Below are 20,332 nucleotides of genomic sequence, written 5' to 3'. Positions count from 1 at the left end.
TAACCGTGCATATGATTTTAGCATTTGGTCTATTGAGGCGGTGCGATCTGCAATTCGCCTAATGTGCTGTTTTTGTTTATATATTTTCAATTTTACCGTACTTGGCACCGCCCTTGCTTTGTTGTGAGTGTGCAGCGCGCCTAGGGATCCGGTCAGATGACGCAGGACCGAGAGGTGCAAGCCGGGCGGGCAGATCGTGAGGATCTCACATAGCTCGGTGACACGGCGGGACAAAAACCCGGGAGACAACTGCACGAGGTTTCGCGCGCGCGAACCTTCCTCCCGGACGTGCGCAAAAAGCCTCATGACGGAAGCCCTCGGGATCTCCAAGGGCCCAAGACAGGAGACGCGCACAGATGCTGAAATCAATCGCCAAGGCTTCCCTGCTCGCTGCAGCGCTTTCAATGCCCCTTTCATTTTCCGCGCAAGCGGAAGTCAAGACTGACTTCAAAGTCTGTTGGTCGATCTATGTTGGCTGGATGCCCTGGGGCTATCTGCAGGACAGCGGCATCATGAAGAAGTGGGCCGATAAATATGGAATTGATGTCGAGATCGTGCAGATCAACGACTATGTGGAATCCATCAACCAATATACGGCGGGTGAATATGATGGCTGCTCCATGACGAACATGGACGCGCTCTCTATCCCGGCAGGCGGTGGCGTTGACACAACGGCGCTGATTGTCGGTGACTACTCCAACGGCAATGATGGCATCATTCTGAAAGACAAGACTGAGCTTGCCGAGATCAAGGGGCAAACGGTCAACCTGGTCGAGCTTTCAGTTTCCCATTACCTGCTCGCGCGGGCTCTTGACACCGTGGGGCTAACCGAGCGGGATCTGACCGTCGTTAACACCTCCGACGCTGACATGATCGCAGCTTATGCAACGCCGGATGTGACGTCTGTTGTCACCTGGAACCCGCTTTTGTCTGAGATCGAAGCGCAGCCCAACGCAACCAAGGTGTTCGACAGTGCCGGGATCCCGGGCGAAATCATCGACATCATGATGGTCAACACGGAAACATTGGCCGACAATCCCGCCTTTGGCAAAGCACTCACCGGTGCCTGGTACGAAGTGATGGATCTCATGGCAGAGGGCGATGAAGCAGCCTTGACTGCGATGGCTGAAGCTTCCGGGACCGACCTTGCGGGCTACAAGGCGCAACTCGCCACAACGAAGATGTTCTACACGCCAGCCGAAGCTGTGGAGTTCTCGAAGTCAGCTGAGTTGCCAAAGACAATGAAATTCGTCGCCGAATTCCTGTTTGACAAGGGCATCCTTGGCGAGGGGGCTCCAAGCCCGGAGTTTGTCGGTGTCTCCTTTGCCGACGGTTCGGTTTATGGCGACAGCAACAACGTGAAACTCCGCTTCGATCCGAGCTTCATGGAAATGGCTGCAAGCGGCTCGCTCTAAGGCCGTCTAAACCTGTCCCGGTTTTTGCTGGGACAGGTTCTCAAATTCCTTCGTCCGGCTCCGAGACCCTTCATGCGCCTCATAAACCGAACTCCGTCGCGGTTTACCGCTGTTGCCTTGGGACTTCTTCCCTTTGTGGCAACGATTGTGACTTACGCGATTGCCAGTCACTACAGGCGGCTCGACAATCCAGCCGATAAGCTTTTGCCCTCTCTTGAAAGCATGGGGCAGGCGTTCTGGCGGATGGCTGCTGTTCCGGATCGGCGCTCCGGCGATCTGTTGTTGTGGATCGACACCTTCGACAGTCTGATGCGCCTTGGAACCGGAATGGCGGTCTCCACGCTAATGGCAATCCTCTTCGGGATAGGGATCGGATTCATTCCGCACATACGAAGTGCCCTTGCCCCTTACCTCGCAACGTTTTCACTCATTCCGCCGATTACGATACTGCCGATCCTTTTCATCACGTTTGGACTTGGAGAGGTGTCAAAGATTGCTCTGATCGTGATCGGGACTGCGCCGGTGATGATCCGTGCGACTGCGCAAGCTGTGCTGGATATCCCCCGCGAAATGATCATCAAGGCCGAAACCCTTGGCGCCTCCGTCTGGCAGATGATTACCCGGCTAGTGTTGCCGCAAGTTCTTCCAAAACTGATTACCGCCTTGCGCCTTGGGCTCGTGCCGGCCTGGATCTTCCTCATTTCTGCAGAGGCGATCGCGTCCACCACGGGCCTTGGCTACCGCATTTTCCTGGTCCGGCGCTATCTCGCGATGGACGTCATCCTTCCATATGTCGTCTGGATCACGCTGCTGGCATTCATACTGGACCGGCTGCTGCTCCTTCTGTCCAAGCGGGCCTTCCGCTGGAACCACATGGGAGGTGCCGCGCTATGACCGCCCCTGCAAAACTCTCCGTTCAAGGGTTGTCGAAATACTATGACGGAAACCCCGTCCTGGAGCGGATCGCGCTTGAGGTGGATGCCGGATCGTTTTGCACGATCGTGGGCGCGTCCGGTTGCGGCAAATCCACGTTCTTGAGAATGTTGCTTTCCCAGGAGCATCCGACCCATGGAGAAATCCTGCTTGACGGGACGCTGCTGCCCAAGGAGCCGACACCGGATCGCGGCATCGTTTTCCAAAAATACTCGGTCTTTACCCACCTGACCGTCGTTGAAAACCTGATCCTGGCCCAGGAGTTCGAACAAGCACCGCGCCTGGGCAAACTGTTTGGTGCGCGCCGGAAGGTTGCCATTGAGGAGATTGAAGATGTCCTTGAGCGGATCGGTCTGGCCGCAGCGAGAGATAAATACCCAGCGCAGCTGTCCGGGGGGATGCAGCAGCGCCTCGCCATTGCGCAGGCCTTGATCAAGAAGCCTTCGATTTTGCTGTTGGATGAGCCGTTCGGCGCGCTCGATCCCGGCATCCGCCTCGACATGCACGAACTTCTGATTGGTCTTTGGAAAGAGACAGGCATGACGATCTTCATGGTGACCCACGACATCCATGAAGCCTTTAAGCTCGGCACACGGCTGCTCGTTTTCGACAAAATCCGGCACGACCCGCAAGCGCCAGAGGCCTACGGGGCAACCATCACCTACGACCTTCCACTCTCCGACCAATCCGGCGGCGAGAAAAACGCACCGGCTGATATCGCGAGCACCATCCGATCGGCCCCGAAACCCGACATTCAGATTTCACAAAAGACGCATTGAGGAACGCCATGAGCATCTTTCGTCCAGACGGTCCGTCTACCCGGCAGCGCGCAGCCGGAGTATTGGAGCGCGCCAAGACCGTACGCCACCACCATCCTGATTTCGACAAGCTCCAGCTGCGCGGCTGGAAGGCGGCGGAAAAAGAGGGAATGCTACCCTCGGCTGCCTGGGAAAAGGAAAAAGCGTGGGCACTGCGCATGGGATTGACCGGCTCGGACAGCCTGACGGACAAGTCCATCCCGACGTTTGCGCGCGGCGAGTTGCCTCACTATGCAGGCATCAATACCTTTTTGAAGGCACCGTATATCGAAGACGTAACACAGGTTGGCGCATATGATGCCGCGGTCATCGGAATACCGTTTGATGGCGGGACCACCTACCGGCCGGGCACCCGTTTTGGCCCGCAAGGCGTCCGTAAAATCTCTGCGCTCTATACGCCTTACAACTACGAAATGGGCGTCGACCTCCGCGAGCAAATGACCCTGTGTGATGTCGGTGATATCTTCACGATCCCGGCCAACATCGAAAAGACCTTCGATCAGATCACGCGGGCCGTGTCGCATGTCGCCTCCTCCGGCGCCTTGCCGATCATGATCGGCGGAGACCATTCCATCGGGTTCCCGTGTGTCCGGGGCATTGCCCAATGCACCTCCAAGCGCATCGGCATTGTCCATTTCGACCGGCATATCGATATTCAGGAAAAGGATCTGGATGAGCGGATGCACACCACCCCCTGGTTCCATGCCACCGATCTCGTCAATGTTCCGGCGGTCAATCTGGTCCAGATCGGCATCGGCGGCTGGCAAGTCCCGCGCGAAGGTGTCGAAGTTGCCCGCGACCGCAACACCAACATCTTCACGATGCGCGATGTTGAGGAACTTGGTTTGGCGGAAACCGCAGCAAGGGCTTTGGAGCTCGCCTGGAAAGATGCGGACGCCGTCTACATTTCCTTTGATATCGACAGTGTCGACTGCGGATTTGTTCCCGGAACCGGCTGGCCGGAGCCGGGCGGTTTCCTGCCGCGGGAGGCACTGGAATTGGTTTCCCTCGTTGCCAAGGAAGGCATTTGCGGGCTTGAGGTCGTTGAGGTCTCGCCGCCTTACGATTGCTCCGACATCACAGCTCTTCTGGCAACGCGCGTGATCGTGGATGTGCTGGGCACACTCGTCTCTCACGGCAAGATGGGGTCGCACAAGTCCATTATCGACAAGCCGGTTTCGATCCCGGCCGGACCGGACGTGGAGTAACGACATGGGGCACAGCCATTCACACCACGGCCATCACCACCACCATGATCACGATCATACCCATCCGCACGATCATAATCATGGGGGCCCGGATCATCTGCACTCCCATGTCCACGGGACGTCTGCGTCTGAACGCGCTGAGGAATTGCAAACGCTGTCAGCGAGTTTCATCGACGGGTTCCGTCAAGCCGAGGACAAGACCAGTTATCTCAGGATTGCCGGTATCTCGTTTCAAAAGGAAGGTGCTGACGGCTTAGTACAGCATCTTGTCGATGCGCAGATCGTCAGCAATTGGCAGATCGGCACTGCCTCCCCTGCCTTCGCGTCGCGCGAACTGGTCTACATGCCGTTTCCCGGTGCCATGGTCGAGCAGCGTGAAACCATGACATTCACGTATGTCTCGCTGACCGAACGGGCGGACATCGATCTGCTAACGTTGTTGTCCCATCGTCTGGAAGCCGGAGCTGGCGAGTAGGCCTCGGTGCAAGATCTGAATTGAGGCCGGTCATGTGTTCTTCAGAACTCAGGTGATTGCATGATATTGAAAAGCAATTCTGCAATCACTTGGGTGAAGCCCGTTCTGGAGTGCTGGTCTTGTTTGCCCTCCAGTCAAATGACGCCAGCATCTGATGTCCAAGTAGTCTGCCAATCACTCTGAACCATTTGTTCCCCACTGTTAATGCCGGGCTTTCATCTTTGATTTCAGAAAACTTGACTCGCAGGCTCCGGATAATAATGTGGTCCTATAACCTGAAGGCAAAACTCAGATTATAGAGTCCTCAGACATGCTTGTTTGCAGTTGCAATGTTATCTCAAAGTCGGCCGTTGAAAGTGTCATCCAGAGCTTGCTTGATGAGGATCAGTGGCAGTTGATCACGCCGGGCCGGGTGTATCACGCCATGAAGAAGCGCGGCCAATGCTGCAGTTGTTTTCCAAACATCATAAATATTATTGTCGCCGAGACTGAAAAGTATCATCGTCAGGCCGAGACACCTGAAGCGGAAATTATCCCGTTTATTGCCAAGATCCGGTCTGAATACGATCGTACCCAAGCGGTTCGGAACCAACTCTCAGATGTGCGCAGCGCTTGATAATTCTTAACAGTTTCCGAGACCCATAAGGACGGTTGAGCTGCCCGTTCTAGGCGCCGCCAATCCTCGTCGTTCGGTTGCTTGACACAATGGCAGTGGCTTTGGGACCTCGTTTTTTCTAAATTCTTGCTGCCGCTGGATTGCAGACGATGATCGCCCGAGCCGAGTATGGGTTTCACGATAATATACGCAACTCGGTGTTTACCTTCCTGATACGTCGGTCCCCGATACTCCTTTACTAGCAAACAGTGATTTGGATGCGGATGGTACACTGTCGGCAAGTGATGTTCCGTGTGCAGTTCGAGCGCAAGGACGTCAGTTTCCGAAAAGGCACCTCAAGTAGGGAAGAGCATTGGATGACGCTTATGACTGAGCGCCAGATAGGGATTTAAAGCGATTTTTTAAAAACCTTAGATACCAACGCCGGGAAGAATTGGAGCTTATTATGACTGCCCTCAATATCAGTCTGACAGAGACACTTACAACCAAGCTCACCAATCCCGGCGCTTATGCGTATGCCGTTTACTTCGCACCAGGAACAGATGGGACAATCCAACCCTTCTGGACAACACTCATCAACAATGGGGTTGTCAATGGAGTGAGCTCTGTCGAAGGGCAGTCAGGATACTCTGCAACACTGGATCTTCCAGAGCCTTATAATGGGGGCAAAGTCTACGTTCTTGTTCAAAGCCAATCACCTACCGCAACGCAGACCGATCTCACAAATATCATCACCAAAGAAAGCGACATAAACTGGGAGAATGCGCAAACCAACCAGTACCGCGTCGACAGTTTTGAAGTGTCCCTGCTTAATCAGACAGGGGATGCTGGAAACCTCACCTCTGTGCAGGGCTTCGGGCTGCCGATGGAGCTCTACATCCCATATGGACAGGACAGTTCCGGGGCACTGATCACGCAGAGCAGAGGGTACGATGTAGACGGCGAGACGATGTTCACGTCAGTTTCGGATATCCACGCAAATGCTGTTGAAAAATTCACAACCGGGCCGCTGGCCGGGACCTATCGTGCCGCGATTTCCCCTGCCGAAGCGGTTGCTTTGGCCGAGCAAAACCAGATCCCGGATGTCTTTTCCCAATCCGACTGGACTGCTTATGTCGACAGCTTGAAAAAAGACACAGGCATTATGCTGTCGGGGTTTTTCAATGGAGCTGCCGATGCCAATGGGATTTATCACAATGGCGGCTTTTTCGGATACGAGCTGGAGTGGTCTGCAACAGATAACGCGTTCTGGCTCAATCCTGTCGCTGAAAGTCATATTAAGGGCTCAATAAAGATCACTGCTGAGCAACTTGCCAACAGCATCTATTCGACCCTCGGCGATGTGGAAATCTATTCGAACCGCGACGATGCAACGCCCTACACGATCCAAGGCGCCTCTAGCGCGGAGATGAACACCGGGGCCAACAATCAATGGGGTGAAGTTCTTACAGAGTTTCTGACGGGGTTTACCGCTGGCTACTACGGTACATCTGGCAAATCGCTCAATTCCAATGTCACCGACAGCATTGATCTGAACAAGAACTGGAACTGGGATCCGACGTACGCCTTCGGCAAAAACCTTTCCGGTGATGCTGCGGTCTTTCAGGATCCGTACGCAGAACTCTTTTTCTTCCAGTCGAATTCATACGGATCCGGTTACTCTGACAATCTGATGAGCGCCTATGCGGAAGGCGGGCCTCTCATTCCGGTGTATTTCGATGGCGCCAACGTCCAGACGATTGATCTGACCATTTACGATGATAGTGAGACGCCGTCCGGGTACACCCAGCCTGTTATCTACAATTACATCGCCCCGCCCGGACACAGCGATCTGTTTCGTGACCAGTTCGATGACACATCCTATTCGCCTGCTGATTTGAGCAACCTAAAAGGCGCAAACATAAGTCTTAATTTTTTCAATCAGAACATAATCTTGAAGGATGATACCCCTGTTGCCCTAAAAGTGTTTGTTGGCAATGAGGACGGTATTCCGACGTTCCGCACGATTGAGTTTCAACCAGGCGCCAACGAAACGCTCTGGCAGAATTGGACGATTACAGAAAACACCACAACGGGAGCATGGGAGGCTCAATCCGGTCCGGCACAGACTGATGGGGCCATGGTCATCTCCAACATGCCCATCGCTGAAAATGGGACGGTTTGGTATCAGATGGTTATCGGGTCGGGAGATACTGCAAAGACAGTCAATGTCTATGCAGAGACACAGGACAGCCTGTTTCTGAATCCTGCAGTCTCCGGACAAAGTGGCAGCGTCGCAGCTGATGGCCTGGTCATGGTTTCACCGGAAACGTCAACAGCGGACACGATCGTCAATTTTGCTTTGGACTTCCTTTATAGCGGCAGCACGACGTTGCACCCTTCCCTGTTTACCTGGAACTCTAATCAAACCCATCTTTCACAGCTGGCTGAGCCGACCGCGGTAGTTGCCGGTGTCTTGGGCGAAAGTGGTTTCGAGGCAATCGCTGGGCAAACCAGTGTCGATACGAATGCTGTGACAACCAACCAGGCAAGCTTGGTGTTTGGCTGGACCGGGGAGAACCCGAATGCCTCGTCTGGAACAAATGAGTGGTTGAAGAATTACACCAACAAGATCAGCGCGCAAAACCTGGCGCAAATCACCTTTAAGCAGACCGGCAGTCCAGACCTCGCACCGGTCCTCGCCACTGCAGATATCGACGGCCGTTGGAGCACAGATACTGGCAAGGCGCTCGGCAACGGCATCTACACGGTGCTGATGACCGAATACTTCAACACGGACAATCAAGTCGGCAGCCAGATTGGCCGGACGTCGAAGGAACTCACAGTCACGGTTGCTCTGGATGAGTTGTCTCTCGTGCAGTCATCGACCAATGCCGGCTTGACCTTTGAGACCGTGTCAAATCCTGACAGCCAATCCGCCGGCAATTGGGTTGAGTTTACCCTTGGAGCGCAAGGTCCAGCGTCCGGCTCGGCCGTTCTGCTATATGTGGTGGATGCATCTGGCAATTATGTCGGCCGTGATGGTTCAACAGGTGGAGATGTCACCCTAGCGGAGGCCATCCGGGGTGTTCTGGGTGCCGGGCAATCGGGAGCGGCTGCAGCCCAGCAATCTGTTTATCTGGAGATGGGGCAGGAGATCCGCTTCGCCCAACTGACCGGTCAAGACACGGTCGACACCACCGTGACAGCTGCGTTCCAGGCCGCCGGCGGTGGCGGATATGACATTACCTTCGGTGATGTCACGCTCAGTGCGACAGTCCAAAACACCCTAGATGAAGCAGCGATCCTCGCCGACGCTCAGCGGCAAACCGATATTCCGCTGGTATATCTGGAACAGGGCACACTCCATGATATCACCGCGTCGGGAACCAGCACTTCGCAACATAAGTTCGGTTTTGTACGCGTCGATGTTGGAACCGACGGCAGCTTGAAGATTGACGGAAAAACGCTGGCCGAAGTCCGGACATTGGGGGCCAAAGCCAAAGACCTTGTGGATGGCGGTTTTGAATATCTCTATTCAGGCTCGGCTGCGACGGCGGCCTGGACTGTATCGGGTGCAACAGGATTCTATGCGCCGATCTTCTTTGCCGGCGATGGGTCGCCGTATTTCATCGGTGAAAGCACCTTAGATGGTGCAGGTCAGATACGGATCTTGGGAGAGAACACGTTCGGTCTTGAAAACGGCTCTGGAACAGGCGGGGCTGACGCGGATTATGCAGATCTTGTCATCGCGTTTGACACAGGCCGGAGCGCGACTGGAAACGATTTGGTCGCCGGCAGCGGCAATGATGATGTGCTTCTTGGCAGCTCCGACAACTACGCGCTGAATGGCGGCAACAAATTAGACACGGTTGTCTATGACCGCACGAAGGATGACGTTGAACTGTCAGGCACCCGAAGCGGGGTCACTGTTACGGATGGGGATGGCACAGACACGCTGGTCGCGGTTGAATTGGTTGTATTCACCGGTGCTAACGGAACCGGTCAGGACCGGGTTCTGGTCATCAATCCTGACAGTTCAACGGTAACCGGAACCTACGGATTTAACGAGGCGGCTTACTTGAGCAGCCATGCGGATGTTGCAGCAGCTGTTGCAGCTGGCGCGTTCTCAAGTGGTGCGCAACACTATGCATTGCATGGCAATTCTGAGGCCCGTGCCGCGGACCTTCTGTTCGATGCTGAGTTTTATCTCGCGGACAATGCGGATGTCGCTGCCGCGGTCGCTGCCGGTATTTTTTCCTCGGCTTCAGAGCATTACGAGTTGTTCGGTTCTTCCGAGAACCGGTCCGTCAATCCGCTTTTTGATGCTGAGTATTATTTGGCGCAAAACACCGATGTTGCTCAAGCGATTGTCAACGGTGTGTTCGTCAGCGCTTATCAGCATTTCCTTAATCACGGCGATCAGGAAGGCAGAGCTGCGTCGATCCATTTTGACACTGCCGCGTACCGGACCGAGCAAGGGTTTGATAGCGGCACCAATGCGCTGGAGCATTTCCTGCTAATCGGCCTCCCACAAGGCATTACGGCTCCCACTGCAGCGGATTTCAGTGCTAGCGAGCTGGTTTGACTTATGGGCAACGGGTTCGCGGTTTATTGCCAATTTGCATAAGATACTGATGCTAATGCGCCGGTTTTAAATGATTGAAAAGCCAGTAACAGCTGCGCTTGTGCGGGCTGCGTCGGAGCACTGGAAAATTATCTAGCGTCCCAGTTTTTAGTGGTAGCACTTGCGCCGCGACATCTTTCCAATGCCCGGATTGAGCGTGTTCGTCGGATCGCAACGCATGTAGTGATCAGCCAAGTCCGGCTTGGCCTTGTAAAGATGCCCGACGTTGTGCTCTGCCGGATATTCTGCTCCGCGCTGATCGAGGATTTTCAGCATCTTTTCTTTCAGCGCTTTAGGGTCGTGGCCCTTCTTGACGATGTAATCCTGGTGGAGGACATGGCAGAAGAAATGGCCATAATAGAGTTTGTGTACCAGGCCGTCTTCGATGTCCTTGGGCAATTGTTCAAACCAGTCTCGATCATCGCGGCGTAAGGCGATATCGAGCGCTAGTATGTCCTCAACTTGGTTGGAGTGAACCGCCTGATAGCGAACGGCAGCGCCGGCTGCGGCAAACCTGTGCAAGCCGGCAATTTTGCCCTCTCGAGGGGTGCAGGAGAAGTAGCTGCCTTCTTCTTTCTGAAAGAAGTTTTCCAGAAACGCCTCTGCCTCTGCAACGCCACCATCTCGCATTTTTAGGATGAGATGGTGCTCGTAGTCGTTTCGAAATCTTTCCATGCGATCGGGTAGAACATTCGGCCAGAGTTTGGTCACGACCTGCATGAAGCGATCAGTCAAATTTGAGGGGAGCAGCGGGATTTTCGACAATCGTGCGTCAACCCAACCCTTCATGGCGAAAATGCCCGGCAAGCGGTCCGTGCCCAACTTGTCGATCAGGACCAGGGTATCTTTGCCGTAATTTTTGGAGATGTCGTAGATCTCCGAGTGCATGTACTCGCCTGACACGGGCAGATTTTCAAATTCCGCCAAGATATGTCGGCGCAGTCTAGTCAGAACCTGTGTGTCGTTGGTTCCGATATAGAAAACGGCTTCTGCGTTGGGCTTTGGATAGGTATCCAGCCGGGCTGCAAAAACTGCGAGCTTGCCTGCGCAACCTGATGCCTCGTGGAGCCGTCTTTTGTCTGCGTTGAATCGAGCCGGGCTTGGGCTATCGATTTCGCGAACCCGGCTGTGATATTCGGTATCCGATGCTTTGAGGTTTGTGTCCTCGATATCTTTATCCGAGTAGTCGCCGGCCTCGAGACGGCTGAGGATTGTTTCCGGATCGTCACCAAGTGAAATACCAAGGTGATTGACGAGTTCCAGAGTCCCGTCCTCACGGATTTGAGCAAACAGGGCCAATTCCGTATATGAAGGACCGCGTTCGACCAGAGATCCGCCCGAATTGTTGCACACACCGCCAATAATTGACGCCCCGATGCAGGACGAGCCGATGACCGAATGCGGTTCCCGGTCAAGGGGAGCCATCAGCTTTTCCAAGGAGAACAAAGTCGCGCCGGGGAAGCTAACGATCTGCTTACCCCCGTCGATAAGCTGTATCTTGTCCATGCGCTTGGTGCTCAGCACAACGGCTTCGCGGTCATATTCTCCCTTAGGGGTCGACCCCTCGGTCAATCCGGTATTGGCTGCTTGCATGATGACGATCTTGTCGGCTTCAACACAGGCCTTCAAAACATGCCACTGTTCGATGAGTGTGCCGGGCTGGACCACTGCAAGGGCGGTACCTTCGCCGGACCGGAAGCCTTTGCAGAAGCGCTCCATCGACCGCGGGTTTGTGATCACATGCCGGTTGCCGACAATAGCTTTAAGTTTGGCAACAAGCTGCTCGCTGTTTCCAGCAGTTTCACTCGCCTGCATTATCGTCTCCTGAATTCAGGTCCGGTCCGGGTAATCATCTTATCAAGCTGTTTCGCGAAACCGAAGGTTTTCCCGGCTCAGCTGGTCCAGGCTTGTGATACCCATGAGCTTCATGTCCCGTTCGATCTCAGTGCGCAGGTTTCCAAGTGCGCGTTCAACGCCTGGCTGCCCAGCTGCCGCGAGGGCGTAAAGATAGAGCCTTCCGCCAGAACAAGCCTTGGCACCAACCGAGAGGGCTTTGAGAACGTGTGTGCCCCGCTGAATGCCGCCTTCGCAAATCACATCGATCTTGTCGCCAACCGCATCAACGATCTCGGCCAATTGATCAAAGGGACTGCGGGAACCGTCCAGTTGCCGGCCGCCATGGTTGGAAACCATGATCCCTGTACAGCCAATATCAACGGCACGTTTGGCATCCTCAACGCTCATGATGCCTTTAAGGGCGAACTGCCCGTTCCACTTTGCACACAGCTCTTCCGCATCCTTCCAGTTCATCGACTGGTCCAGCATGGTCGAGAAGTAATTGCCGACCGAAACGGCAACGTTCGTTCCTTCGCTCACGTACCCAGACAAGTGAGGCATGTCGAACTTGGGCTTCGTGTAGAAGTTCCAGGCCCACATGGGATGCATGGCAAAGCTCATCAGCGAGCCGAGTGTGAGTTTTGGAGGTGAGGTGAAGCCGGTTCTGAGGTCGCGTTCGCGGTTGCCGCCGGTGATGGTATCGACCGTGAGGGCCATGACTTCGAAGTTTGCTTCGCGCGCTCTTTCCAAAAGCGCATCATTCAATCCGCGATCTTTATGGAAATAGAACTGGAACATCTTTGGTGTGTTGGCGATTTGGGCAATTTCCTCAACCGTCACGGTCGCCAGTGATGATACACCAAACATTGTGCCGTATTTTGTTGCTGCACGAGCAACGGCCCGCTCACCGTCGTGGTGGAACAACCGCTGCAGCGCCGTTGGCGCGCAGTAAATCGGCATATCGAGTTTTTGTCCCATAACCTCGACACTCATGTCGACATTCTCAACACCTGCGAGCACGTTCGGCACCAGATCACAGGATTCATAGGCCTCTGTGTTCCGCCGGTAGGTCACCTCATCGTCGGCAGCACCATCGATGTAGTTGAAAATCGGTCCGGGGAGGCGCTTCTTTGCGAGTTTCCGGAAGTCTTGAAAATTATGGCAATCATTCAGTCTCACACCGGAACTCCCTATGTCCGAAATCGGTAATTCATTATTGGTATAATTTTCTTACCAATTTGAATGCGTGCATTCAAGGCGACCTTTTACCTAGAAGTCGAGTTGTGGTGGTTATGGGGTTGTTCGTGATGATGGTTCTTTTGAAAAAGTATTTGAAATCAATATTTTGATTGAATTGGTTCTCAGGTTTCTGGCTATCTCAGCATTGAAAGTGCAAAACATCTTTTCCAAAAAAGACGGCTAAGTCGAGCCGTAATGCTCCTTTGAACTAACCGCGGCTGCGTCTGAACTGCTGAGGTAGAGCCAATGCTGGACGTGCTTCGGCATAAAAGACTCTATGTTTGCGCGTCGAAAGCATTTTTCAGTGCGCTTATGAAGTCAGACTTGCTGTAATGAGCAGGCAGACTTGCATGAGCGTCTGGATCGATCTGTCTGTTTTCTTCCAGTAATCGCAAAAACCGATTGATCGCGGCAATCGCATCAAGAGACACAGGTTCAATGAGCATAATTGCGTGAGCAAGGACTGCACTACGGGTTCTGTCCGCCTTTCCGCGGCGGATGCGCATGGCAGTACCAGCGAATTTCCGGCAGTTGAATTGGACGTTGAATTCCCCGTCGCAGAATGCACCCGGTTGCCATCCCCGGCTTGCCCCGTTGCCTAGCGCTTGTTCAATCGGAGAGCATAAGCGATCGTATTCTTTCTTTAGGTCAACTGCGTTTCCGGGCTGTGTCGCATAGACATGAGTCACATTTAGGATGCCCGCGCCCTGAGGTGTGACGTCACCGCCCGTGCTGCGCAAATTGATCGGCCAGCCTTCGTTTTCGAGCTGACGCGATGCTTCCTCGAAGTTTTTTTTGTTGCTGAGGCTTTTGGGGGAGACGAGACACTGCGGACTGTCCCAAAACCACAAATGCCGGCGATCCGGATTGCGGCTTACGTCATCCAGGAGCTCCATTTCGTGTGCCAAAGCGTCCGCTGCGTTCATGAAGTCGATCAAGTGTTACCCTTCGCTCATTCGGACATTCTGCCGACCAACTGGATCTAACGGAACGCTGATTGGAACACAACTCGAGCGCAATCAACCTGCTGGAAGTTGAATTCGCTAACGTAGGCTTTCAACATCTTCGAGCTATTTCGGCTGCTCACCCCAACAGCTTGGCCATTTGGAACCGTGCACCTACGGTGTTGTTTCAAACGGTTGGCTTCACTACCAATTGGCAAAAGCAGCTTTTCCAACGGATCGGTTGCAAATGTCCGTTGTGAGTGGGAGCCCAAGGATGGCGGAAAAACCAGTCTGGCAATTGAGCGCAAGCGAACTTGTCGCGGAAATCATCAATGGCCAAATCTCGGCTGAAGCGGCCACGGCGGCCACCATCGATCGCATGCGGACCGTGAACGGTCATCTCAATGCCGTCGTCGATGATATGGGCGATGCGGCACTTGAGCGTGCGCGCGCTCTTGATGCGCACATGGAAAGCTCCGGACCGGTCGGGCCGCTTCACGGCGTGCCGGTGACCATCAAGGTCAATGTCGACCAGAAGGACAAGGCAACCACGAATGGCGTGAAAGCATTCTCCGAGGTTATGGCGCCAGATGATGCGCCGTTCGTCAAAAACCTGACCAATGCTGGCGCAATCGTTATCGGCCGGACGAACACGCCGGAATTTTCGTTTAGGGCAACAACGACAAACGACCTGTATGGCCGCACGTTTAGCCCCTGGAACGACTGGGCTTCATCCGGCGGGTCATCCGGTGGCGCATCCACAGCTGTCATGAGCGGGATGGGCCCCATCGCCCACGGCAATGACATCGGCGGCTCTTTGAGGTTTCCCTCTGCAACCACGGGTGCGGTGACGGTCAAACCGGGGCTCGGCCGCACACCTGCCTGGAACCCCTCGCAAAGTGCCGAACGCGGTCTGCTTGCGCAACTGATGTCTGTCCAGGGTGTCATTTGCCGGGAGGTGCGGGACGTACGCCTCGCCATGAAGTCCGCCGTCGCATATGACCCGCATGATCCCTGGCAGGTCCCCGTACCATTTGAGGGACCCGCCCTGGACCAGCCAATTCGCGTCGGCTTTACGAAAAACACCTATCAGTTCGAGGCACATCCTGCAGTCACGACAGCCTTGGATGCGGCACGCGATTGTCTGGTTGATGCAGGTTATGACGTCGTTGAGATCGAAACGCCGGACATTGGAGAGATCGGCGAGACCGGATACCGCGCGCTGATGGGCGAGATCAATGTCCTGATGCTGAACGATATCCGGACCTACGGCAGCTCCGAAATCAATCGCATGTTCGACGAGTACTTCGAACTCTTTCCTCCGTTTGAGGGGGAGGAGCTGCTCCGCCAAATGGCGCGGCGCTCGCATTTCATCCGCCAGTGGAACCTCTTGCTTGAGGATTACCCGCTTGTGCTGACCCCATTCCTGCCCTCACCGACCTATGCCTGGAACCGGGATGCGGAGGGCAAGGATGGCATTATGGAAGTGCTCGGCTGCGGGATCTGGTCCTTTGCCATGAATTATATGGGCCTGCCGGCCGGCATCGTGTCGCCCAGCATGCATGACGGACTTCCGGTTGCCGTTCAGATGGTCGGCCGGCGCTTTCGCGAGGACATGATCCTTGACGCACTGGAAGCGATCGAAACGCGCACTGGCATCATGGCGCACAAGCTGTTTGACCGTGAGCGGGCTTAACCAGATCTCATCACATGAAACGCCGGTGAGGCTGGTTCTAATGCTTGACGGGGCACGACTTGGCGCTGCGCCCCGTCTCAATCATCGTTCTATTCCGCTGGCGCGACCTTCAGAGCTCCGGCATTTGCGCTGCTGCTGGAGGCAACCGGCATCTTCGGTGCCCAGGATCTGAGCCGCAAAGCATTGCCGAGGACAAAAACCGAGCTGAGCGCCATCGCGCCTGCTGCGAAAACTGGCGACATGAGAATGCCGAAGGCCGGATACAAAATCCCTGCCGCCACCGGGACCAAGGCCGTGTTGTAGGCAAAGGCCCAGAAGAGGTTCTGCTTGATGTTGCGGATTGTCGCCTTGGAAAGGGCGATCGCGTTCGACACACCGGCGAGCGAGCCGGACACCAAAATGACGTCCGCCGCCTCGATCGCCACATCCGTTCCGGTCCCGATCGCAAGGCCGACATCGGCCTCGGCCAAGGCCGGCGCGTCATTGATCCCGTCACCGACAAATGCAAGCTGGCCATGTGCGGCCTTCAGAGCTCTCACCGCTTCCAGCTTTCCCTCCGGCAGAACTTCTGCGATGACATCGTCAATGCCAAGCCGGTTTGCAATTGCCTGCGCCGTGCGGCTGTTGTCTCCGGTGATCATTGCAACCTTGAGACCAAGCGCATGCAGGGCGTTTATTGCGGCGGGGGTGGTCGTCTTGATCGGGTCGGACACGGCGATAATGGCGGCAAGTTGGCCGTCCAGCGCGGCATAAAGCGGGGATTTGCCCTCATGGCTAAGACGTTCGGCAATGTCATCAAAGACCGACACATCCTGTCCGAGCTGGGCCATGTACCTGTCCGCGCCGATTTGAACCATTTGCCCGCCTGCATTTGCAGCAACACCCATACCGGTCAAGCTTTCAAAATCACGCACAGACGGCAGCGCAAGACCTTGTGCCCCGGCGGTTTCCACAATCGCTTGTGCGATCGGGTGTTCCGACTTTGCCTCGACAGCTGCGATATGGGACAGCACCGTTTGGGCATCGAAGCCATTCGTGACCTCAAGGTCGGTCAGGCTCGGTGCCCCTTCGGTGAGTGTTCCTGTCTTGTCAAAGGCAACGACGCGCACTTCCTTCAAGACCTGCAGGGCTTCGCCCCGGCGGAACAAAACCCCCATTTCGGCGCCCCGTCCCGTCCCGACCATGATTGACGTTGGTGTCGCAAGGCCCATCGCACAGGGGCAAGCGATGATGAGGACGGCAACGGCGTTCACCAGACCAAACGTCAAAGCGGGATCCGGCCCGAACACAATCCAGACACCGAAGGTGAGAAGAGCCAGCGTGATGACTGCCGGTACGAAGTACATGGTGACCTTGTCCACCATCGCCTGGATTGGCAGCTTACCTCCCTGAGCCTCTTCTACCAGCCGGATAATTTGTGCAAGCATCGTGTCAGTGCCGACAGCAGTGGCACGAAACACAAGGCTTCCGGTCTGGTTGACCGTCCCGCCGATGACGGTTGCCCCAGGTTCTTTTGAAACCGGTACAGGTTCGCCCGTGATCATGCTCTCGTCGACAAACGTTGCCCCTTCGATCACTTCGCCATCCACCGGGAGCCTTTCGCCCGGACGCACTTCGATGATCTCACCGGCTGCAACGCTGGAGACCTCGACCTCAACAGTCTTGCCGTCCCGCCGGACGCGCGCCGTCTTTGGAGCAAGTTTCACCAGCCGTTGGATTGCTTCTGAGGTGCGTCCCTTGGCCCGCGCCTCCATCCACCGTCCGATCAAAATGAGCGTTACTATGACGGCAGCCGCCTCATAATAGACGTTGACCGTTCCAACGGGCAGAAGGGATGGTGCAAACGTCGCGACCACCGAAAAGAAATAGGCGGCGGCTGTCCCGACAGCCACGAGGCTGTTCATGTCGGGAGCGCCCTTCAAGAGGGCCGGTAGGCCTTGCCGGTAGAAGGACTGGCCCGGACCGAACAGTACCGCACTGGTGAGCGCAAACTGCAACAGCCAGCTGGCCTGAATGCCAATCGTCTGCGCGATCAGGTGATGCATGCCCGGGACAAGATGACTGCCCATTTCAAGGATAAACACCGGCAATGTCAGCAGCCCGGCGATTATCACGCGGTTCTTCAGGTGGCGTGTTTCGTCGTCCCGTTTCGATGCCGTATCTTGCGCGGGGTGGTCGTCTTGGCCGATCTGGCGTGCGGATTTGCCGGTCTCTGAGACCGCTGCAATGAGTGTTGCGATATCGGCGTTTCCGGTCACTGTTGCTCGTTCTGTGGCATGGTTCACGCTTGCCGCAGACACGCCCGGAACAGAAAGCAGCGCTTGTTCCACCCGCCGGACGCATCCGGCGCAGGTCATTCCATCAATCGCAAGATGGCTTGTTTGCCTCGGGACCTCGTACCCCAAGCCCTCGATCGTGGCGATCAGAGTTTGGGTTTCAACTGCGCCGTCAAAGCGAACCTGCGCGCGTTCGGTAGCAAGATTAACATTGGCATCCGCAACGCCAGGAACATTTTTCAAGACCTGCTCGACACGGCCAACGCAGGACGCGCAATGCATGCCTTCTATTGGTAGAGATATGGATTTTTGAAAACTGGAATCGGCCGCCATGACGCGCCATCCTTCATCTTTGAACTGGTTATTGAAAACAAGATGGAGCTTCTAGTCGCTGGAAGGTCAAGGTCCGGTTTTTTACATATCCGGCCAGTGGGAGAACATCACTCTGTCAGCGATTGGGGATGATGTTTTTTGTAGCATCGCGGCGTTAGAGGGCTATGCGTTCTGAAAGTTGTAACTGAAGCAAAGATGATCTTCTTCGGTAACTCTTCGAAAACCTCTACTGATCACCGCACGGCGGTCATGTTCAAATGCTGGCCGGTTCCGGGCCGTGTTAATAGCTCGCCGTTATCGACGACGATTTCGCCGCGTCTTAGGACTTTCTCCGGATATCCCTTGAGCGTTTCGCCGGCAAAAGGGTTATAGCCAACGTTGTCATGCAGCGCGTTGGGGAGTTTGTGTTTCCGTTCCGGATCCCAAATCACAAAGTCTGCGTCTTTGCCGATGCCCAGAGAGCCTTTTGTTTTGAGACCAAAAACCCTCGCGGGCGCTGCCGATGTGAGTTCGACAAACTTGTCCAAACCACCCCGGCCGTTCGACACTATCGCGTCGAACAAGAGAGGCAGGCGCAGCTCCAATCCTGGCTGACCGTTTGCGATTTTTGGGAAGGGGGCATCTGGCCCGTGCCGAAACTTGCCACTTTCATCCATTCGGTAAGGGGCGTGATCGGACGTTACGAGCTCGAGCTCTTGGCCGAGTGCGGCCCACAGGGCGTCCTGATCTTCTTTCTGTCTTTGCGGCGGGCTGCAGAGGAATTTTGCGCTGTCCGGCCGATCAAGAATCTCTTCAGTTTGAAAGAGGTAATGCGTGCAGGTTTCGGCGTGGATGTTGGCACCGCGTGCTTTTGCTTTGCGGACGATCTCGACACCTTCTTGTGTCGAGATGTGGAAAATCATCACCCGCGCACCGGTGAATTCCGAGAACCGGCACATGCGCTCGATTGCCTCGATTTCCGCAAGCCGCGGGTGAGACTGGGCATGGTACCGCGGCGCGGTTTTGCCCTCCGCTAGGAGGGTGGCTGTGGCATCGCGGATCATGGCGTCGTTTTCCGCATGCACACACACCAGCGCGCCCGCATCCCTTGCCGCGCGTAAAGTGGTGAGGATTTCGCTATCCTGAAGGCGGACCTTGTCATAGGTGGTGAAGATCTTGATAGATCGATGCCCGTTAGCGATGGCTGTCTTCAGATCGCTGACGTTCTCGCCCGACGTATCTGCAACAATCATGTGAAAGGCGTAATCCGTCATCGCCCCAGCAGCGGCAAGTTTGCTGTAGTCGGCCAGGACATCGCGAATGCGCATGCCCGGGTGCTGCGCGGCAAAGGACACTGTGGTTGTTGTGCCGCCATGGAGAGCCGACCGGGTTGCTGTTTCGAAGGTGTCGGCATTCATCACGCCGGCTCCGGACATCTGTTCGATGTGGCAGTGGGTATCCACGCCACCAGGCAAGACAATGCGCCCCCGGGCGTCGATTTCCGTGTTTCCTTTGGGTAAGTTGAGGCCGGTTGCTGCAATACGCCCATTCACAATGGCAATATCACCCTCGGCGTGCCCTAGTGAATCTCCAAGGATACCATTGCGGATCACTGTGTCGTAAACGGGTGGGGTCATGCATCGCTCCTCTTTGCAAAATTAGAATACGCTTGGTATACCAAGGATGCAAACACGACCTGTAAAAGGCGCTATTTAGGTGTAGGAAACTCATGCCGGTACAACAGGCAGCAGAGCCAAATTTAACAGAGCATACCTTGGAGCGGCTTCGCAAGATGATCCTTTGTGGTGATCTCGCGGCTGGTACGCCTTTGCAAGAGCGTGCCTTTGCGGAGCGTCTCGGTGTGTCGCGTACACCGCTCCGGGAAGCGATAACCCGCTTGATCACGGAAGGTCTTGTCACACGGAGCGCGCGGGGAACGCCGACTGTTTCCCGGATTT

General features: G+C 55.2%; 13 protein-coding genes and 1 pseudogene. 9 read left to right on the top strand and 5 right to left on the bottom strand.

Annotated elements, in window-relative coordinates:
* The first annotated feature begins 356 nt into the window (after positions 1–356).
* The 7 genes from ACVDG4_RS15060 (at position 357) to ACVDG4_RS15030 (ending at position 10,032) form a co-directional block, all read left to right on the top strand.
* Positions 357–1,415 (top strand): putative urea ABC transporter substrate-binding protein, encoded by a 1,059-nt coding sequence (locus ACVDG4_RS15060; protein WP_409693744.1) that lies wholly within the window; start codon positions 357–359, stop codon positions 1,413–1,415.
* A gap of 72 nt (positions 1,416–1,487) precedes the next feature.
* Positions 1,488–2,309: an ABC transporter permease gene (locus ACVDG4_RS15055; protein WP_447235674.1), complete on the top strand. Its 822-nt coding sequence runs from the start codon at positions 1,488–1,490 to the stop codon at positions 2,307–2,309.
* Positions 2,306–3,127, top strand: a complete 822-nt coding sequence (locus tag ACVDG4_RS15050; protein WP_447235673.1) for an ABC transporter ATP-binding protein — start codon at positions 2,306–2,308, stop codon at positions 3,125–3,127. Before ACVDG4_RS15055 ends, ACVDG4_RS15050 begins: the two co-directional genes overlap by 4 nt.
* A gap of 8 nt (positions 3,128–3,135) precedes the next feature.
* Positions 3,136–4,374, top strand: a complete 1,239-nt coding sequence (locus tag ACVDG4_RS15045; protein ID WP_447235672.1) for an agmatinase family protein — start codon at positions 3,136–3,138, stop codon at positions 4,372–4,374.
* A gap of 4 nt (positions 4,375–4,378) precedes the next feature.
* On the top strand, positions 4,379–4,849 hold the full coding sequence (locus ACVDG4_RS15040) for a hypothetical protein (protein ID WP_447235671.1): 471 nt from the start codon (positions 4,379–4,381) through the stop codon (positions 4,847–4,849).
* A 310-nt stretch (positions 4,850–5,159) separates the two neighbouring features.
* Positions 5,160–5,465: a (2Fe-2S)-binding protein gene (locus ACVDG4_RS15035; protein ID WP_447235670.1), complete on the top strand. Its 306-nt coding sequence runs from the start codon at positions 5,160–5,162 to the stop codon at positions 5,463–5,465.
* A gap of 445 nt (positions 5,466–5,910) precedes the next feature.
* Complete coding sequence (locus tag ACVDG4_RS15030) at positions 5,911–10,032, top strand: autotransporter outer membrane beta-barrel domain-containing protein (protein ID WP_447235669.1); 4,122 nt, start codon at positions 5,911–5,913, stop codon at positions 10,030–10,032.
* 147 nt (positions 10,033–10,179) lie between these two features.
* Here the strand turns inward: ACVDG4_RS15030 and dld are convergent, their stop codons facing one another.
* The 3 genes from dld to ACVDG4_RS15015 all read right to left on the bottom strand — a co-directional run bounded on the left by dld (position 10,180) and on the right by ACVDG4_RS15015 (position 14,072).
* Entirely contained in the window at positions 10,180–11,886 is a 1,707-nt protein-coding gene (gene dld / locus ACVDG4_RS15025) for a D-lactate dehydrogenase (protein WP_447235668.1), read from the bottom strand.
* Positions 11,887–11,928: 42 nt separating this feature from the next.
* Complete coding sequence (locus ACVDG4_RS15020) at positions 11,929–13,086, bottom strand: alpha-hydroxy acid oxidase (protein WP_447235667.1); 1,158 nt, start codon at positions 13,084–13,086, stop codon at positions 11,929–11,931.
* Between the two features lie 335 nt (positions 13,087–13,421).
* Entirely contained in the window at positions 13,422–14,072 is a 651-nt protein-coding gene (locus ACVDG4_RS15015) for a lipoyl protein ligase domain-containing protein (protein WP_447235666.1), read from the bottom strand.
* Between the two features lie 292 nt (positions 14,073–14,364).
* Between ACVDG4_RS15015 and ACVDG4_RS15010 the strand changes: the two genes are divergently transcribed.
* On the top strand, positions 14,365–15,786 hold the full coding sequence (locus ACVDG4_RS15010; protein ID WP_447235665.1) for an amidase family protein: 1,422 nt from the start codon (positions 14,365–14,367) through the stop codon (positions 15,784–15,786).
* A gap of 89 nt (positions 15,787–15,875) precedes the next feature.
* On the opposite strand, the gene ACVDG4_RS15005 is transcribed toward ACVDG4_RS15010, so the two are convergent.
* Together ACVDG4_RS15005 and hydA are read right to left on the bottom strand one after the other, a co-directional pair.
* Entirely contained in the window at positions 15,876–18,395 is a 2,520-nt protein-coding gene (locus ACVDG4_RS15005) for a heavy metal translocating P-type ATPase (protein WP_447235664.1), read from the bottom strand.
* Between the two features lie 233 nt (positions 18,396–18,628).
* Complete coding sequence (gene hydA / locus ACVDG4_RS15000) at positions 18,629–20,011, bottom strand: dihydropyrimidinase (protein WP_447235663.1); 1,383 nt, start codon at positions 20,009–20,011, stop codon at positions 18,629–18,631.
* Positions 20,012–20,103: 92 nt separating this feature from the next.
* Here hydA and ACVDG4_RS14995 point away from each other — a divergent pair.
* A pseudogene (locus ACVDG4_RS14995) lies at positions 20,104–20,295 on the top strand (GntR family transcriptional regulator); the annotation flags it as partial.
* Between the last annotated feature and the right edge of the window lie 37 nt (positions 20,296–20,332).

The organism is Roseibium sp. MB-4 (assembly GCF_053005265.1).
The sequence above is the reverse complement of the archived record's forward strand: the minus strand, read 5'-3'. Positions and strand labels throughout refer to the sequence as shown.

What these genes read in the sequence shown, in the direction of transcription:
- ACVDG4_RS15060 (WP_409693744.1), top strand. Translation starts at nt 357, where the DNA reads ATGCTGAAATCAATCGCCAAGGCTTCCCTGCTCGCTGCAGCGCTTTCA.
- ACVDG4_RS15055 (WP_447235674.1), top strand. Translation starts at nt 1,488, where the DNA reads ATGCGCCTCATAAACCGAACTCCGTCGCGGTTTACCGCTGTTGCCTTG.
- ACVDG4_RS15050 (WP_447235673.1), top strand. Translation starts at nt 2,306, where the DNA reads ATGACCGCCCCTGCAAAACTCTCCGTTCAAGGGTTGTCGAAATACTAT.
- ACVDG4_RS15045 (WP_447235672.1), top strand. Translation starts at nt 3,136, where the DNA reads ATGAGCATCTTTCGTCCAGACGGTCCGTCTACCCGGCAGCGCGCAGCC.
- ACVDG4_RS15040 (WP_447235671.1), top strand. Translation starts at nt 4,379, where the DNA reads ATGGGGCACAGCCATTCACACCACGGCCATCACCACCACCATGATCAC.
- ACVDG4_RS15035 (WP_447235670.1), top strand. Translation starts at nt 5,160, where the DNA reads ATGCTTGTTTGCAGTTGCAATGTTATCTCAAAGTCGGCCGTTGAAAGT.
- ACVDG4_RS15030 (WP_447235669.1), top strand. Translation starts at nt 5,911, where the DNA reads ATGACTGCCCTCAATATCAGTCTGACAGAGACACTTACAACCAAGCTC.
- dld (WP_447235668.1), bottom strand. Translation starts at nt 11,886, where the DNA reads ATGCAGGCGAGTGAAACTGCTGGAAACAGCGAGCAGCTTGTTGCCAAA.
- ACVDG4_RS15015 (WP_447235666.1), bottom strand. Translation starts at nt 14,072, where the DNA reads ATGAACGCAGCGGACGCTTTGGCACACGAAATGGAGCTCCTGGATGAC.
- ACVDG4_RS15010 (WP_447235665.1), top strand. Translation starts at nt 14,365, where the DNA reads ATGGCGGAAAAACCAGTCTGGCAATTGAGCGCAAGCGAACTTGTCGCG.
- ACVDG4_RS15005 (WP_447235664.1), bottom strand. Translation starts at nt 18,395, where the DNA reads ATGGCGGCCGATTCCAGTTTTCAAAAATCCATATCTCTACCAATAGAA.
- hydA (WP_447235663.1), bottom strand. Translation starts at nt 20,011, where the DNA reads ATGACCCCACCCGTTTACGACACAGTGATCCGCAATGGTATCCTTGGA.